The sequence below is a fragment of the Georgenia sp. SYP-B2076 genome, assembly GCF_003991205.1.
Lineage (GTDB): Bacteria > Actinomycetota > Actinomycetes > Actinomycetales > Actinomycetaceae > Georgenia.
Genome location: NZ_RXOZ01000036.1, coordinates 177,619 through 193,275, shown reverse-complemented (window position 1 = coordinate 193,275; position 15,657 = coordinate 177,619). Strand labels below are relative to the sequence as shown.

Genomic DNA, 15,657 nt, shown 5'->3' with positions numbered 1-15,657 from the left:
ACGCGCCCGCCCCCGCGTCCCACACTGGTTCCCATGGCTACCGACGGATCTGCTGGTGGGTCGCCCGACCCCGGGCCCTCTGACGCCTCGCCCCTGGACGCCGCGGCCGAGGCGGTCCCGTCGGTCGGCGGACCCGCGGAGCTGACGCTCGTCGAGGGCAGGTCGTTCGCGATCAGCGGCCGGGCCGGGCAGATGCGCGGGCGCACCCACGGGCTGGTCTACGACGACCGCCGGCACCTGAGCCACCTCATGATCCAGGTCGACGGCGCCCACGTGGAGACCCTCGCATCCAGCACGCCGACGCCGTCCTCGGCGGTCACCGTCATGCGGCTCCTCGACGGAACCACCATGGCGCCGTCGTCGTGCCTGATCGTGCGCAGGCGGCAGCTCGGCGGGGGGATGCTGGACGACCTCGAGCTGCGCGAGACCGGGCGCCACGACCGCGACGTGGTGCTGCGGCTGTTCGTGGCGGCGGACTTCGCCCATGTCTTCGACGTCAAGGCCGGCAAGCACGATCCGCCCGGGCACCTGAGCGCCCACGACGGCGGATGGCAGATCCTGCCCGCCGGGTCCCTCGACCTGAGCACCCGCTTCCGCGCCGAGCCGGCGCCCCATGCCGGTGATCCCGAGACCGGCATGCTCATGTGGCGCCTCCGTGTGCCGGCCCGCGGCTCGGTGCACGTGCGCCTGCACGTCGTCCCCGTCGCCGGTGGCGAGGAGGCCCCGCTGGAGCCAGCGACGTTCCTGCCGCTGGGCGCCACACCCGAGCGCCGGGCACGGCCGGAGGAGCCGAGCGTCGTCTCCGCGGACCCCCGGCTAGCGCCCTCCGTCGCGAGGGCGCTGGACGACCTGGACGCCTTGCGCCTGACCGACGTGGGTCATCCCGGCCGGTCCATGATCGCCGCGGGCGCGCCCTGGTACATGACCCTGTTCGGCCGCGACTCCCTGCTCACCGCGCTCATGGCGCTGCCCTTCCTGCCGGACCTGGCGGGCGGGGTCCTCGCCGAGCTCGCCGAGCTCCAGGGCCGGAGGGACGATCCCCTCTCCGAGGAACAGCCCGGCAAGATCCTCCACGAGGTGCGCAAGCCCGGGGCCTCAGGAGCCTTCGCCGAGCACAGCTGCTACTACGGCACCGTCGACGCCACCCCGCTGTTCGTGGTCCTCGCCGCGGAGGCCGCCCGGTGGGGCGCGCTCGACGACGCGGCGCTGACCGAGCTGGCCCCCGCGCTCGACGCCGCCGTCGGCTGGATCCTGCGCGAGGCGCGCTCCGAGCACGGCTTCATCGGCTACCGCCGCCGCGGCCGGGAGGGGCTGTCCAACCAGGGGTGGAAGGACTCCTGGGACGGCATCACCTTCGTCGACGGCTCGCTGCCCGAGCCGCCGATCTACCTCGTGGAGGTCCAGGCGTACGCCTACGCGGCGCTGCTCGGCGCGGCCGAGCTCGCCGAGCGCGTCCACCTCCAGCAGGAGCCGCGCGTGCTGCGCGAGCGGGCCGAGCGCCTGCGCGACCGGTTCAACAAGGTCTTCTGGGACGCCCGCGGCTGGTTCGCCCTGGGGGTGGACGGCCGCGGGCGCGTCATCGACTCCCTGACCACGAACCCCGGGCACGCCCTGTGGTGCGGCATCGCCGAGCCGGCGCTGGCCAACGCCTACCTCGACCGGCTGCTCACGGACCAGATGTTCAGCGGGTGGGGCCTGCGGACGCTTGCCAGCTCGATGGGCGCCTACGACCCGCTCGCCTACCACAACGGCTCGGTATGGCCCCACGACACTGCCCTGTGCATCGCCGGGGCGGCCCGTTACGGCCGGTGGGACGTGGTCGACCGCCTGGTCGACGGCGCGCTGGAGACCGCCAGGCTCTTCCGCGGCCGCCCGCCCGAGCTCTTCTCCGGGCTCGACCGCGCCGAGGTCCCCACCCCGGTGCCCTACCCGGCGTCCTGCTCCCCGCAGGCCTGGGCGTCGGCGTCGCTGCTGATGAACGTCCGCAGCCTGCTGGGCCTCGAGCCCACGGCCGACGGCGTAGCGGTGCGCCGCACGGACGTCGAGGGCCTGCCGAACCTGAGCGTCGTCGGCCTGCGCGGCCCGCGCGGTCCGGTGGACGTCCAGCTGTTGTTCGGGACGCTCGCCATCGAGCCGCACGGCAGCGTGCCGGTCGCCGCGCCCGACTAGCCAGGGACGGCCAGCTCCGCCACGGCGCAACCAGGACCGCACGTTCTTGGAACGCCTCGCCAACCGCGTGAGCGCAGGGCGAGGACGACTTGCCGGGCGACCTGGCACGGCGTGACCGCGACGTGGAACCATCGATACCGCAGGGTGATCTCCGTCGTGCCGATGAGGACCGCGTTGTCGCGCCAGACGTCCGCCTCGGTGCGTCCGAACGGATGAGCGAGCTGACCATCAAGTTCGACTCTTACGCCGAGCCCCTCGTAGATGCAGTCGGCGCGAAGCCAGAGATGGTCCACGACCTGCCTGACCTGGAGCACCGAGAGCGGCATGCCGTGGGTCCGCTCGATGTGGTGGTAGCGGTACTCCAGGGGCGACTCGATGCCGCGGTCGACCGCGGCGGCGAGGTCAAGCAGCAGGGCGCGGTGGCGTTGCCGCTTCCGCCTCGCGACCTCGGTAAGAATTTCAGCGATGTCGATGTTTTTCTGAACCGCCGCACACACGAGCCCGACGACGTCGTCCTCGGTCGTCGTCTTCAGGCTGGCCAGGTCCAGCACGGTGGCTATTGGTGAGGTAGCCCGCAGGTGGCCCCACGCCGGTGGCATGCGGTCGCGCACGTGGATGCGGAGGCCGCGTTGTGGTCGCACACGCCGGCTCGACGGGACGCAGACGTGGATGAGCTCCCCGGGCCGATCTCGCAGCCCGTGGAGGAACGCGGCGCTGGAGTGGCTCAGCGCCGCGCCGGACCCGGCGTACAGAAGGGCTGCAGTCGCACTGGTCCGCCATCGGACCGTTCCTGTGTGCACCACGTAGACACCGGGAAAAAGGCGCCGCCACCGGCGGTTGCGCACCTGCCGGCTGATCCAGTCCAGCGTCGCACCGGCGGCGAGGAGCTGTTGCCGGGTGATGACGTCGTACTGGTTCGCGGCGGTGCGGGTGATGCTCGCGATGTCGGCGTTGGTCATGACGCGAGCGTGCTGGATAGGGCGGCGCGGAGTCTTTGCCGCTGTGGACCACCGTGGAGGCGCGGGTGCCTGAGTTCGCTGTGGACAGCATGGCCGGGGCGGCCGGGGCGGCGACGACGCCCACGCCATACGCCGAAGAGTTCGTACGGATAATCCGTACGAACTCTTCGGGTTAGCGCGCGGCGCCCTGTTCGGGGTGGTGCTTGGGTCTAGCGGGCGCGGCATCGTCGGCGCTACGCGCGCATGGAGCGCAGGGTCAGCCGGTGATGCCCGCGACGAAGTCGGGGTTCTCCTGCAGCCACTGCTCGACGGCGGCATCGTTGTCCTTGCCGCCCATCTCGTTGAACATGAGGTTCTCAAGCGAGAACAGCTGCTCCGACGTCATCGTGAACTTGCCGATCCAGCCGGCGACCTCGGGATTCTCCTCGGCGAACCCGCCGTGGCCCATGGTCTTGATCTCCTCGGCGGCGCCCAGCGTGCTCTCGGGGTCCTCGAGCGCCTTGATCGGGAAGGCCTCGAAGGCCCAGTGCGGCTGCCACAGGGTCACGGCGACGTTGGCGCCGGCCGAGGTCGCCGACTGCAGCTCGGCGAGCATCGCGGGGGTCGAGGAGATGAGGTACTCCATCTTGTCCAGCCCGTAGGTGGGGATGACCTTGTCCTGCGTGGCGGCCGTCAGTCCCGCGCCCGCCTCGATGCCGACGAGCTTGTTGCCGAAGAGGTCCGCGTTGTCGGCGAGCTCGGCGAGGGAGTCGATCGGGGCGTCCTCGTTCACGGCGATGACGTTCTTGGCCTCGGTGTACCAGGTGCCAAGGTCCTCGAGCTGGTCGCCGTACTGCTCCTGGTAGGAGGCGTGGGTCAACGGCAGCCACGTGTCGAAGTTGAGGTCGTAGTCGCCCTCGGCGAGCGCGGTGAAGACGACGCCGGCGTCGGCGGTCTCGAGCTCGACGTCGTAGCCCTCGTCCTGGAGGATCTTCTTCCAGAGGTGGGACACGGCGATGCCCTCGTCCCAGCCGGAGTGGACGCCGATGCTGATCGTGTCGTCGGCGGCGCCACCGCTGGCCGCGCCGGCGCCGTTCAGCTGGGAGGGGCCGCACGCGGCCAGGGTGACGGCCAGGGCGGCGGCGGTGGCGAGGACGGCCCCGCGGCGCTTCGTGAGCTTCATCAGGTGTTCCTTTCGTGAGCGCACGAACGCGCTCGAGTGTCGGTTGCGGGCTCGGCGACGGTGCGCCGTCGGGCCCGCGGCGTCAGCGGTAGGCGCGGGTCTTCAGCGCCTGGGCTTCTGGGATGCCGGCCCGGCGGCGGTCCGCCGCCGGGCCCGCGGCGTCAGTGCTCGGCGCGGATCTTCAGCGCCCGGGACACGGGCGAGCGGTCGCCCAGGGCCGCGGTGACGCGGTCGAGGAACATCGCCAGGATGACGACGGACAGGCCGGCCTCGACGCCCAGGCCGATGTCGACGCGCTGCAGGGCCTGGACCACGTCCTGGCCGAGGCCGTCGGCGCCGACCATGCCGGAGATGACCACCATCGACAGGGCCAGCATGATCACCTGGTTGACGCCGGCCATGATGGTCGGCATCGCCAGCGGCAGCTGGATCTGGCGCAGGATGCGCCCGGGGGTGGCGCCGAAGGCGTGCCCCGCCTCGACGACCTCGGAGTCGACCTGCCGGATGCCCAGCTCGGTCATGCGCACGCCGGGGGCGATCGCGAAGATCACCGTGGCGACGAGACCGGGGACCACGCCGACGCGGAAGAGCACGACGGCGGGGATGAGGTAGACAAACGCGGGCATCGTCTGCATGAAGTCCAGGACCGGGCGCACGATCGTGGAGACCGCGTGGTTGCGCGCGGCGAGGATGCCGACCGGGATGGCGATGACCAGCGCGATGAGGCTCGCGACGAGCACCAGCGCGAGGGTCGCCATGGCGTTGTCCCACTGGTCGACGCCGTAGATCACGGCGAACCCGACCAGCGAGGCCAGGGCCAGCTTCCAGCCCTTGGCGAAGTAGGCGATCGCGGCGAGCACGATGGCGACGGCCCAGAAGGGCGGGGTGGACAGCACCAGGGCGAGGAAGTCGTAGCCCCACCCGAGGATGAGTCGGACGTAGTCGAACGTGCGCCCGACGTTGGCGGTGAGCCAGTCGACGACCGCGTCGGCCCAGACGCCCACCGGGATGTGGTAAATGGCCTCGGTCATCGTGCGTCTCCCTTCGCGCCGGCGACGACGGAGGCTGTCGTGGCGTCATAGTCGGTGGTCGCGTCGGCGGACATGCCCGCGGCATCGGCCGGGGCCGTGTTCGCGACGAGGTCCACCTCGCCGTCGTCCGGGGTGCCGGCGGAGGCGGCGCTCTCCCCGGCGGGGGCCATCGCCTCCAGCAGCGCCACGCGCGGGACGACGCCGAGCAGCCGGCCGCCGTCGTCGACCACGGCCAGGGGCAGGCGCGCCTCGGCGGCGGGGGCGAACATCTCCGCGAGGGGCGTGTCGGCCTTGACCGCGGAACGGTCGGGGTGGACGAGCCCGTCGAGCGACTCGGCGCCCGAGCGGTGCGCGGTGAGGAGCTCGTCGTCGTACACGGAGCCGTGGAGGACGCGGCGACGGTCGACGACGTAGGCCGCGGAGGCATGGGCGCCGCGCATCTCGCGCAGGGCGAGGGCGGGGCCGCCGGTCAGCGGCACGGTCACGATCGGCCGGTCCATGAGCGAGCCGGCGGTGAGGACCCGGGAGCGGTCGACGTCGGCGACGAACTGTGTCACGTACTCGTCGGCCGGCTCGGTGAGGATCTTCTCCGCGGTGCCGATCTGGACGATCCGGCCGTCGCGCATGACGGCGATGCGGTCGCCGAGGTACATGGCCTCGTTGAGGTCGTGCGTGATGAAGATGATCGTCTTGCCCAGGGTGGTCTGGAGCTCGACGAGCTGTTCCTGCATCTCGCGGCGGATCAGCGGGTCGAGGGCGGAGAACGCCTCGTCCATGAGCAGGATGTCGGTGTCCGCGGCGAGCGCGCGAGCCAGGCCCACGCGCTGGCGCATGCCGCCGGAGAGCTGCGAGGGCAGGGAGTCCTCCCAGCCGGCGAGGCCGGTCAGGCCCAGCGACTCGGCGGCCTTCTTGCGCCGCTCAGCCTTGCCGACGCCCTGGATCTCGAGGGGGTAGGCGGCGTTGTCGAGCACCGTGCGGTGGGGCAGGAGCGCGAAGTGCTGGAAGACCATGGAGATCTTCTTCCGGCGGATGTCGCGCAGCTCGGACGCGGAGACGTTGGAGATGTCTGCGCCGTCGATGCTGATGGTGCCCGCGGTGGGGGGAAGCAGGCCGTTGAGCGTGCGGATAAGGGTGGACTTGCCGGAGCCCGACAGGCCCATGACGACGAAGGTCTCGCCCGAGTTCACCTCGAAGGAGGCGTCGATGACGGCGGCCGTGCCGAACGGCTTGACCTCGTCCCGGCTCTTGCCGGCCCGCAGCCGCTTGATCGCCTCGGCCGGACGACGGCCGAAGACCTTGTAGACGTGCTCTGCGCGTAGTGCGCTCACGTTCACCTCTTGGATCCGATTGAGCGCGTCAGGCGGCGCCGGTACGAGGCGCACTGCCGTCCACGCGGTGATCGCACGACGGGCTCCAAAATGGGGAGCCACACCCGGGACGGGTGCACGTCCCCCGCCGGGCGCGGCGGCTCTGCAGGGCCGCCGGGGCAGGGGTCATGGGCGATCTATGGAAACTGGACACTCCACCATGGCAAACATGTGGTGATCCCGCTAGCCCCCTCTGCCTGCCGTGTTCAGCGGATCGACATGGGGTATTCGCTGCCCTGCCGCGGATAAGTCCGGGTCTGGGAGGTGAACGAATTGTGACCGGTTTGTGATGTAAAAAGCAGGCGCGCCGGTGAGGTTTGTGGATCGGGTCACTCGCTGTCCGGTGTCGCGTGTGCACGCTCACGTGCGGCGCGAGGCGCGCCCTCGTGCGCGCGGGAGGCGCGCACTCGTGCAGGCGGGCGGCGCGGGCGTCCACGTACGCACGCTCACACGCGTTCCGGGCACCTCGCGTTGCACACCGACACGGCGCCCCACGTCCAGGCTCTTCCCAGCCCCGTCCCGGGGCGCGATCATCGACGACAGGGAGACTCGTGCGCGAACGGCAAGGCGGCCGGTCGGACGGGCCCAAGGAAGGGCGCCGGGGCGGTCGCACCGAAGGCGGTCAGGCGGCGCCGGCGGGTACGTCTCGGAGAAGGGTGGGCAGGGCCATGTACGGAGGCGGAATGGGCTGGGGCTGGGGCGCCATCGCGTTCCTTTTCGGGTTGCTGATGATCGCGGGAATCGTCGTGCTGGTCATCGTCGCCGTGCGCATGCTCCGCGGCGGGGGCGGCGGTGGCGCGATGCAGTGGCAGGGCGGGGCGAACCGGTACCCGCAGGGCGGCCCCATGCAGGGCGGCGTCATGCCCGGCGGGCTGAGCGGGGCGCGCCAGATTCTCGACGAGCGCTTCGCACGCGGGGAGATCGGCGCTGAGGAGTACCAGGAGCGCCGCCGGTTCATGGACGGATAGCGCGACGACGTCCCCACCCGATGGGCGAGTTTCCCCACGAGTGGGAGAGGAGTGCACGACTTGCCGGCAGTTCCGTGCCTCATCTGCCACTCCAGCACCGTTTGTGGGGCAAGTGGGGGCCGCGACAGGCCGGGACGTTCGTCCCATCAGTGAGAAGGAGCCAATAAGTACGGTCGAAGCGTGACTAAATGGGGTCCGAGACCAGCCAGGTCTAGCCGGCGCGACCGTCTGAGTGCGCCGCGCCGCGCCGTCCTCGACCTGCTCGTCGAGCGTGACGAGCCCATGACCGTCGCGCGGGTCGCCGAGCTGCTCGCCCAGCACCCCAACACCGTCCGCGAGCACCTCGAGGGGCTCACCGGCGCGGGCCTCGCCCGGCGTGACCACCTGGCCCCGGCGGGCCGCGGCCGACCCGCCTCCGTGTACACCTACTCGCCCGAGGCGTCCTTCGCGAGCCCCGAGTACGCCGTCCTCGCCCAGGTGCTCGTCTCGTACCTCACCGAGGTGCTTCCCGACGGCCCGACGCTGCGCCACCACGCACGCGAGGCAGGGCGTGCCTGGGGGCGCACGATCGTCGCGCGCGACCCGGAGCACGGCGCCGCCACCTCCCGGCGGGCCGGCGGGCGGGCGGTCACGGGTGCCGTCGAGCACCTGCGGCAGCGGCTGGACCGCGTCGGCTTCGAGCCGGAGGTGGACGACGACGGCGCAACGCTGCGCCTGCACCGGTGCCCCGTGCTGGCGCTGGCGCAGGAGCACCCGCACGTGGTGTGCAGCGCGCACCTGGGCATGGCGCGGGAGATCCTCGCCGCCGAGGACGTCGACGCCGACAAGGTCAGCCTCGAGGCGTTCGTCGAGCCCGGGGCGTGCCTCCTCCACGTCGCGCGGCGCCTGCCGGGCACGGACGACGCCGAGGACGGGCTACGGGTCGGGCCGCTCCGCAGCACGATGAGCGCGGGGGCGCGCCAGTGAACACCGGCGCCCGCGCGGCTGACTCCCCCGACGCGCGCCCGGCTGACTCCACCGACGCCCGCGCGGCAGCCCCCGACGCTACCCGCCCCGCGGCCCCCGACAGCACCCGCCGAACGGGCCCCGCCGGGGTGCGGCCGCTGCGCACGCGCACCGGCTTCCGCCTCGCCTTCCTCCTGCCCGGCGGCGTGGCCCTGCTCTTCGGGCTCGACGCGGCGCTCGGACTGCTGGGGCTCCCGCAGTACCTCGCTCCCGCGCTGGGACTCACGGGCCTGCCCGACGTTCATGGCCCGCTCATGGTGCTCGGCTTCGTCGGCACCGTCATCGCCCTGGAGCGGGCGGTCGCGCTCGGGCGGCCCTGGGGCTACGCGGCCCCGGCCGCCTCCGGGCTGGCCGCGGTGGCGCTGATTGCACCGCTGCCACCGGTCGCCGGGCGGGTCCTGCTCGTGCTCGCGCAGGTCCTGCTGCTCCTCGTCTACCGGCAGCTCTTCGCGCGTCAGCCGGCCGCCGCGGTGACGATCCAGGTCCTCGGCGCCGTCATGGCCCTCTGCTCCGCGGTGCTGTGGGCGGGCGGCGTGCCCGTGCCCGACCTCACGCCGTGGCTGGCCGGCTATCTCGTGCTGACCATCTTCGGCGAGCGCCTCGAGCTCTCGCGTCTCGAGGCCCTCTCCGCGGCCGCGACCCGTACGGCGCTGGGTCTCGCCGTCGCGCTCCTGGGCTCCGCCGTCGTCACCCTGCTCGCGCCGGAGGCCGGCTTCACCCTGGTGGGGCTGAGCCTGCTCGCCATCGCCGGCTGGCTCGCGGCCAAGGACGTCGCCCGCCGCACCGTGCACGCCACCGGCCTGCCCCGCTACATCGCAGCCAGCCTGCTCGCCGGCTACGGCTGGCTCGCCGTCGGCGGCGCGGTCTGGGCCCTGGGCGGGGCGGTGACCGCGGGGCCCGGCTACGACGCCGTCCTGCACGCGGTCATGCTCGGCTACGTCATCTCGATGATCATGGCGCACGCGCCGGTGATCCTGCCGGCCGTGCTGCGCCGGCCGCTGCCCTACCACCCCGTCATGTACGCACCGGTGGCACTGCTGCACGCCTCCCTCGTGTTCCGCCTGGCGGTGGGGGACGCCCGTGACCTCACCTGGGCGGTGCAGCTGGGCGGGACGTTCAACATCGTCGCGGTCCTGGGGTTCGTCGGCGTCGCGGCGTGGGCCGTGCTGACGGCGCCGCGCCGCCCGCCGCCCCGCCGGCCCGGTGTCGGGCGCACCTCGCCCCGCGGGCCCGGTGTCGGGCGCGCCTCGCCCCGCCGGCCCGGCCGCCGACCGACCCGTGACCGGAGCCGACTCGTGACCCTCCCCGTCCTCAGCCCCGACAAGCCCCGCCTGAGCCGGCGCACCTGGCACGAACGCGCCAACGCGGTCGTGGTGGCGTGGTTCGTCGCGGCCTTCGTCGTCGCGGTCGCCCACCGGTGGCTCCCGGGCTCCGCCTGGCTGCTCACCCACATGATGCTGCTGGGCGCGGTCGGCTCGGCGATCCTCATCTGGTCCGGGCACTTCGCCGACACGCTCCTGGGCCGCCCGGCCCCGGGCGGGCAGCGCTTCATGGTCGCGCGTCTGGCGGTGTACAACCTCGGCGCCATCGGCGTCGTCGTCGGGATGTCCACCGGCCGGGGGGCCCTCGTGGACGGCGGCGGGGCGCTCGTCGCGCTCGCGGCCCTCGCGCACGGCGCCGTCATCCTCCGCCAGCGCCGCGGCGCGCTCATGGCCCGGTTCGGCGCGCTGTCGCGGTACTACGTCGCCGCCGTCGCCGCCCTGGCGACCGGCGCGGTCCTCGGGATCTTCCTCGCCCGCGCCGCCACGGACGCCGCCACGCAGGGCCAGCTCTACGTCGCGCACGTGGCCACGATGCTCATGGGCTTCGTCGGGCTGACGGTGCTCGGGACCCTCGTCGTGCTCTGGCCGACGATGCTGCGCACGAAGATGGCCCCCGGCGCCCCGCTCGCCGCCGGCCGGGCGATGTGGCCGCTGCTCGCCGGGCTCGTCGTCGTCGACCTCGGCGCGCTGACGACGCTGCGCCCGCTCGTCCTCGCCGGCGCCGTGGCCTACGTGGCCGGCATCGCGGTGCTCGTGCGCCCCATGGTGACGATCGCGCGGGGCAAGCCGCCGCGGTCCTTCGCCACCTTCTCCGCCGCGGCCGCCCTCGGCTGGTTCGCGTTCTGCGTGCTGACGCTCGGCGTGGTCGTCGCCGCCGCGCCGGGCTGGGCCGACGCGGCCGGGTCCCTCGGCGTCCTGCGCGCGCCGTTCGCCGCGGGCTTCGCCGGGCAGGTGCTCGTCGGGGCACTGAGCTACCTCGCGCCGGTCATGCTCGGCGGGGGACCGCGGGTCGTGCGCGCCGTCAACGAGGAGATGGACCGCGCCGCGGCCGCGCGCGTGGTGACGCTCAACCTGTGCCTGATCCTCTTCCTGCTGCCGCTGCCCTCGCTGGTGCGGGTCACGACGTCGATGCTCGGCCTGGCGGCCCTGACCGGCTTCCTCGTGCTTCTGGCCCGGGCCGGCTGGGCCCGCGTGCGCACCGCGCGCGCGGACGACGTCGTCGCGGGGAGTCTGCGCGTGGGGCCGCCGCCGGTGCGCCGCCGGCTCGGGGGCGCCTGGGGCGTGGGCGCCGTGGCGCTCGCCGTCGTCCTCGGCGTGGCCGGCGACCCGGCCGCCGCGGGCCTCGGCGCCTCCGCCGCCTCCGCGGACGTGGCCGCGACCGGGCAGACGACGACGGCCCGGGTGACCGTCGAGGGGATGCGCTTCACCCCGGACGTCATCGAGGTGCCCGTGGGCAACGCGCTCGTCATCGAGCTGACCAACACCGGCACGGACGTGCACGACCTCGTCCTCGAGACCGGTGCGACCACCGGTCGCCTGAGCGTGGGGGAGACGGCGAGCGTCGACGTCGGCGTCGTCGGCCGCGACCTCGACGGCTGGTGCTCCGTCGCCGGGCACCGCCAGATGGGCATGACGCTCCAGGTCGTCGCCGTCGGCGCGGGGGACGACGGCGGAGCCGCGGCGCCGGGCGGCGCGACGTCGGGCGGCGCGACCTCCGGCGACGGGACCGGGACCCGCGACGCGACCGGCATGGCCGGCATGGGCCACTCCGGCGGCTCCGGCACCGCCGGCGCGCCCGCCGCCGACCTGCTCGACCTCCAGGCCGAGCCCGGGGAGGGCTTCGCGGCCCGTGACGCCGCCCTGCCACCCGCCCCCGCCGCCACGGTGCACGAGATGACCCTAACCGTCGGCGAGATCCAGGCCGAGGTGGCGCCCGGCGTCACCCAGGAACGGTGGACCTTGGGCGGCACCGCGCCCGGGCCCACGCTCCGGGGGAAGGTCGGCGACGTCTTCGACATCACCCTCGTCAACGACGGCACGATCGGCCACTCGATCGACTTCCACGCCGGCGCGCTCGCGCCCGATGGGCCGATGCGCACCATCGCGCCGGGGGAGTCCCTGACCTACCGGTTCACCGCCACCCGCAGCGGCATCTGGATGTACCACTGCTCGACCATGCCGATGTCGATGCACATCGCCAACGGCATGTTCGGCGCCGTGATCATCGACCCGCCAGGCATCCCGCCGGTGGACCGCGAGTACGTGCTCGTCCAGTCCGAGATGTACCTCGGCGCGGTGGGCGGCCCCGCGGACGCCGACAAGATCGCCGCCGAGGCGCCGGACCTGACGGTCTTCAACGGGTACGCGAACCAGTACGACCACGCGCCGCTCGCGGCGAGGGTCGGCGAGCGAGTGCGCGTGTGGGTCCTCGACGCCGGGCCCTCCCGCGGCAGCGCCTTTCACGTGGTCGGCGGCCAGTTCGACACGGTCTACACCGAGGGCGCCTACCGCCTCGGCGGCCCGGGGGCGGGTGCCGGCGGCGACCCGACGGGCGGCGCGCAGGTGCTGCCGCTGGTGGCGGCGCAGGGCGGCTTCGTCGAGCTGACCTTCCCCGAGGCCGGCAGCTACCCGTTCGTCTCCCACGCCATGGTCGACGCCGAGCGCGGCGCGCACGGGCTGTTCCGCGTGACCGACTGAGGCGCCGGCCTGGTGAGGACGGCGCCGGCCCGGTGGACGGCGCCGGCCCGGTGGACGGCGCCGGCCCGGTGGACGGCGCCGGCCCGGTGGACGGCGCCGGCCCGGTGGATAACGCCGTGCCGAAATGCCCGCCTCCACCTACTCTCTGGTCATGACCACCACGACCGTCTCTCCACCCAGAGTCGGGTGGGGCGTGGTGACGGCGGCGATCCTGCTCGCGGTCGTTGCGGTGCCCGCGCTGGGCGCGCTGTACCTGGCCTGGTCCGGGTTCACCGGCTGCGTCCTCGAGTGCGCGCAGCCCGACGTCGGCGTCGGCCTGCTGTGGACGGCGGTCACCGTTGGCCTCCTCGCGGTCCCCGGGGTCGCTGGCGTGCTGGTCTGCCGGGTGCGCCCGCGGTTCGCCTGCGCCGTCGTCGGTGCCATGACGGCCATCGTCGTCGCCTTCGGCTTCGCCGCCGGCCTGATGTGAGGGGCGCGGCCGTCGACTTCGCTCGTTGGCCGCCCCCGATGTTCGGACGTTCGACACGTCGTGGTCAGCGCGCCGCCACCCGGCTCTGCCACCGTCTGTCGCGTGGCCGTCCTCGCTCGGCGGCAGGTGCCGCGGATGGCCGCGGCCATCGCGCGTCGGGCGGCACGATTGACCAGCGGATACGTCCAAAAACTTGAGTCCAGGCCCTAAAGTTTCGGTCAACACGAGACAGGAACCGACTGTGACGAACATCCTCGACGCCCCGGCTCGCCCGACGACCGCCCTTCTCGACGCGCTCGCGGAGATCGTCGGCCCCGGCGAGCTCCTCACCGGCCCCGACACCGAGCCGTTCCGCCGCGACCGGTCCGACGGCACCCCGAGCGGCTCCCCGGCCGCGGTGGTCCTCCCGACGAGCACCGAGCAGGTGGCCGCAGTGGTCGCCGTCGCCGCCGCGCACGGCATCGCGATCGTGCCCCAGGGCGCCCGCACCGGGCTCGCCGGCGGCGCGAACCCCGGCGACGGTGACCTCGTCGTGAGCACGAGCCGGATGACGCGCATCCTCGCCGTCGACGCGGCCGACCGGACGGCCACCGTCGAGGCCGGCGTCCTCACGATCGACGTCGACCGTGCGGCGGCCGGCGTCGGACTGTTCTACCCGCCGGACCCGGCGTCGGTGGCCATCTCCACGATCGGCGGCAACGTCGCCACGAACGCCGGCGGCATGCGCTGCGTGAAGTACGGCGTGACCGGGGACTTCGTGCGCCGGCTCACCGTGGTCCTCGCCGACGGCCGGATCGCCCGCACCGGGCACCTCACCACCAAGGGCGTCACCGGCCTGGACCTGACCTCGCTGCTCGTCGGCTCCGAGGGCACGCTCGGCATCATCACCGAGGTGACCGTGGCGCTGCTGCCCAGGCCGGGCTCGGCCTCCGGGGTCCTCGCGGCGTTCCCGAGCACCACCGCCGTGCTCGCCGCCGCCGACGAGATCGCCCTGTCGAGCCGGCGCCCGAGCGTCCTGGAGTACCTCGACGCCGCGAGCGTCGCCGCGATCAAGGCGCACGACCCGGCGTGGTTCCTGCCCGCCGACGCCGAGGCCGTGCTCCTGGTGCAGTCCGACGAGCAGGGGCGCGCCGTCGTCGACGTCGAGGAGTACGCGGCGATCGCGGAGCAGCACGGCGCCACGCTGGTCGAGGTCGCGCACTACGCCGAGGCGCTCGACCGCCTCATGTCCGCCCGCCGGCTCCTGCACCCCGCCCTCCGGGAGCTGCACGGCGCCATCCTGAACGAGGACGTGGCCGTGCCGCGTTCTCAGCTGTCCGCGCTGCTCCGGGGCATCGAGGCGCTCGCCGACGAGCTCGGCGTCACCGTTGCGACCGGCGGCCACCTCGGCGACGGCAACCTGCACCCGTCCATCTGCTACGACCCGTCCGACCCCGCCGCGGAGGCGGCTGCCGTCCGGGCGCACGGGCGCATCATCGAGCTGGCCGTGGCTCTGGGCGGCACGTTGTCGGGGGAGCACGGCATCGGGGTGCTCAAGCGGGACCACGTCGGCGCCGAGCTGGGCGACGTCGTCGTCGGCCTGCAGCAGCAGGTGAAGCGGGCGCTGGACCCGCGCGGCCTGCTCAACCCGGGCAAGAAGCTCTAGCGGCGCTCCTCGCCGGCGGCGACGCGCTCGAGGAGCACGGCGTGCTCGCGCCGTAGCCAGTCGGCGCCGTCGGCGAGGCGCGCGTCGTGGACGGGCCGGCCGGCGCGCACGTCGGCGAGGTAGCGCCGGTCGGCCCGGACCCGGCGGCGCAGCTGGGCGCGGTCGCCGACCGTGCCGTGCCCGGGGACGACGACGTCGAGCGGGCCGGCGTCCAGCAGGTCCGCGATCAGGTCCAGCGCCCGGTCGTAGTCGCCGAGGGGGTCGGCGGCGTCGTGGTCGGGCAGCGGGATCTCGACGTCGGAGACCATGTCGCCGGCGACGAGCGTCCGGGCGTGGGGCACGAGCAGGGCCGCGTGGCCGGGGGCGTGGGCGCGGTGCTCGAGGACCCGCACGGTGGGCCCGTCCCACGGGAGCGTCGTCGGCCCGGCCGGCAGCGCGGCGACGCGGGCCAGCGCGGTGACGTCGGCGTCCGGCGCGGCATCTCGCGCCTGCGCGACGTTCTCCGCCAGGCGGCCCAGCGCCGTCCGCGCGCCGAGGGACGTCGCGTAGCGGGGCGCCTCGCCGAGGGCGGGACGCCACAGCAGGTGGTCCCAGTGCGGGTGGGTGGAGAAGCCGGCCGTGACGCGCCGGCCCAGGGCGGCCAGCTCGGCGGCGAGCGCGTCGATCTCCGCGGCCGTGACGGCCGGGTCGACGACGAGGCAGCCGCCGTCGGCCCCGAGGACCACGGTCGTCGTCGTCGTGCAGAACGGGTGGGTGGCCACGAGGACACCGTCGGCGACCGCGACCAGGGACGTCATGGGGCGCCAGTGTAGGAGGGCCGTGGGTGAAACAGGGGCGCCCGATGAGTCCGGTGGGTCCGGTGG

General features: G+C 73.8%; 11 protein-coding genes. 6 read left to right on the top strand and 5 right to left on the bottom strand.

Translation table 11 applies throughout. The annotated features are described in order from the left end of the window. The first annotated feature begins 33 nt into the window (after positions 1-33). Entirely contained in the window at positions 34-2,169 is a 2,136-nt protein-coding gene (locus EJK16_RS18275; RefSeq protein WP_127131937.1) for a glycogen debranching N-terminal domain-containing protein, read from the top strand. Here the strand turns inward: EJK16_RS18275 and EJK16_RS18270 are convergent. The 4 genes from EJK16_RS18270 to EJK16_RS18255 all read right to left on the bottom strand — a co-directional run bounded on the left by EJK16_RS18270 (position 2,166) and on the right by EJK16_RS18255 (position 6,655). Continuing rightward, on the bottom strand, positions 2,166-3,128 hold the full coding sequence (locus EJK16_RS18270) for a hypothetical protein (protein WP_127131935.1): 963 nt from the start codon (positions 3,126-3,128) through the stop codon (positions 2,166-2,168). The two genes, EJK16_RS18275 and EJK16_RS18270, sit on opposite strands and share 4 nt — an antisense overlap. 256 nt (positions 3,129-3,384) lie before the next feature. Further along, on the bottom strand, positions 3,385-4,290 hold the full coding sequence (locus EJK16_RS18265; protein ID WP_127131933.1) for a glycine betaine ABC transporter substrate-binding protein: 906 nt from the start codon (positions 4,288-4,290) through the stop codon (positions 3,385-3,387). A gap of 161 nt (positions 4,291-4,451) precedes the next feature. Next, complete coding sequence (locus EJK16_RS18260; RefSeq protein ID WP_127131931.1) at positions 4,452-5,321, bottom strand: proline/glycine betaine ABC transporter permease; 870 nt, start codon at positions 5,319-5,321, stop codon at positions 4,452-4,454. Continuing rightward, complete coding sequence (locus EJK16_RS18255) at positions 5,318-6,655, bottom strand: glycine betaine/L-proline ABC transporter ATP-binding protein (protein ID WP_127131929.1); 1,338 nt, start codon at positions 6,653-6,655, stop codon at positions 5,318-5,320. Before EJK16_RS18255 ends, EJK16_RS18260 begins: the two co-directional genes overlap by 4 nt. 701 nt (positions 6,656-7,356) lie before the next feature. On the opposite strand from EJK16_RS18255, the gene EJK16_RS18250 reads away from it, so the two are divergent. The 5 genes from EJK16_RS18250 (at position 7,357) to EJK16_RS18230 (ending at position 14,794) form a co-directional block, all read left to right on the top strand. After that, positions 7,357-7,656, top strand: a complete 300-nt coding sequence (locus tag EJK16_RS18250) for an SHOCT domain-containing protein (protein WP_127131927.1) — start codon at positions 7,357-7,359, stop codon at positions 7,654-7,656. Between the two features lie 180 nt (positions 7,657-7,836). After that, positions 7,837-8,622 (top strand): metalloregulator ArsR/SmtB family transcription factor, encoded by a 786-nt coding sequence (locus EJK16_RS18245; RefSeq protein ID WP_127131925.1) that lies wholly within the window; start codon positions 7,837-7,839, stop codon positions 8,620-8,622. Further along, entirely contained in the window at positions 8,619-12,680 is a 4,062-nt protein-coding gene (locus EJK16_RS18240) for a multicopper oxidase domain-containing protein (RefSeq protein WP_240646156.1), read from the top strand. Before EJK16_RS18245 ends, EJK16_RS18240 begins: the two co-directional genes overlap by 4 nt. Positions 12,681-12,831: 151 nt before the next feature. Next, positions 12,832-13,149 carry a hypothetical protein gene (locus tag EJK16_RS18235; protein WP_127131923.1) on the top strand — a complete coding sequence of 106 codons (318 nt, stop codon included), beginning with the start codon at positions 12,832-12,834 and terminating at the stop codon, positions 13,147-13,149. Positions 13,150-13,390: 241 nt separating this feature from the next. Further along, positions 13,391-14,794, top strand: a complete 1,404-nt coding sequence (locus EJK16_RS18230; protein ID WP_240646155.1) for an FAD-binding oxidoreductase — start codon at positions 13,391-13,393, stop codon at positions 14,792-14,794. On the opposite strand, the gene EJK16_RS18225 is transcribed toward EJK16_RS18230, so the two are convergent. Continuing rightward, on the bottom strand, positions 14,791-15,591 hold the full coding sequence (locus EJK16_RS18225) for an MBL fold metallo-hydrolase (protein WP_127131921.1): 801 nt from the start codon (positions 15,589-15,591) through the stop codon (positions 14,791-14,793). The two genes, EJK16_RS18230 and EJK16_RS18225, sit on opposite strands and share 4 nt — an antisense overlap. Positions 15,592-15,657: the final 66 nt, after the last annotated feature.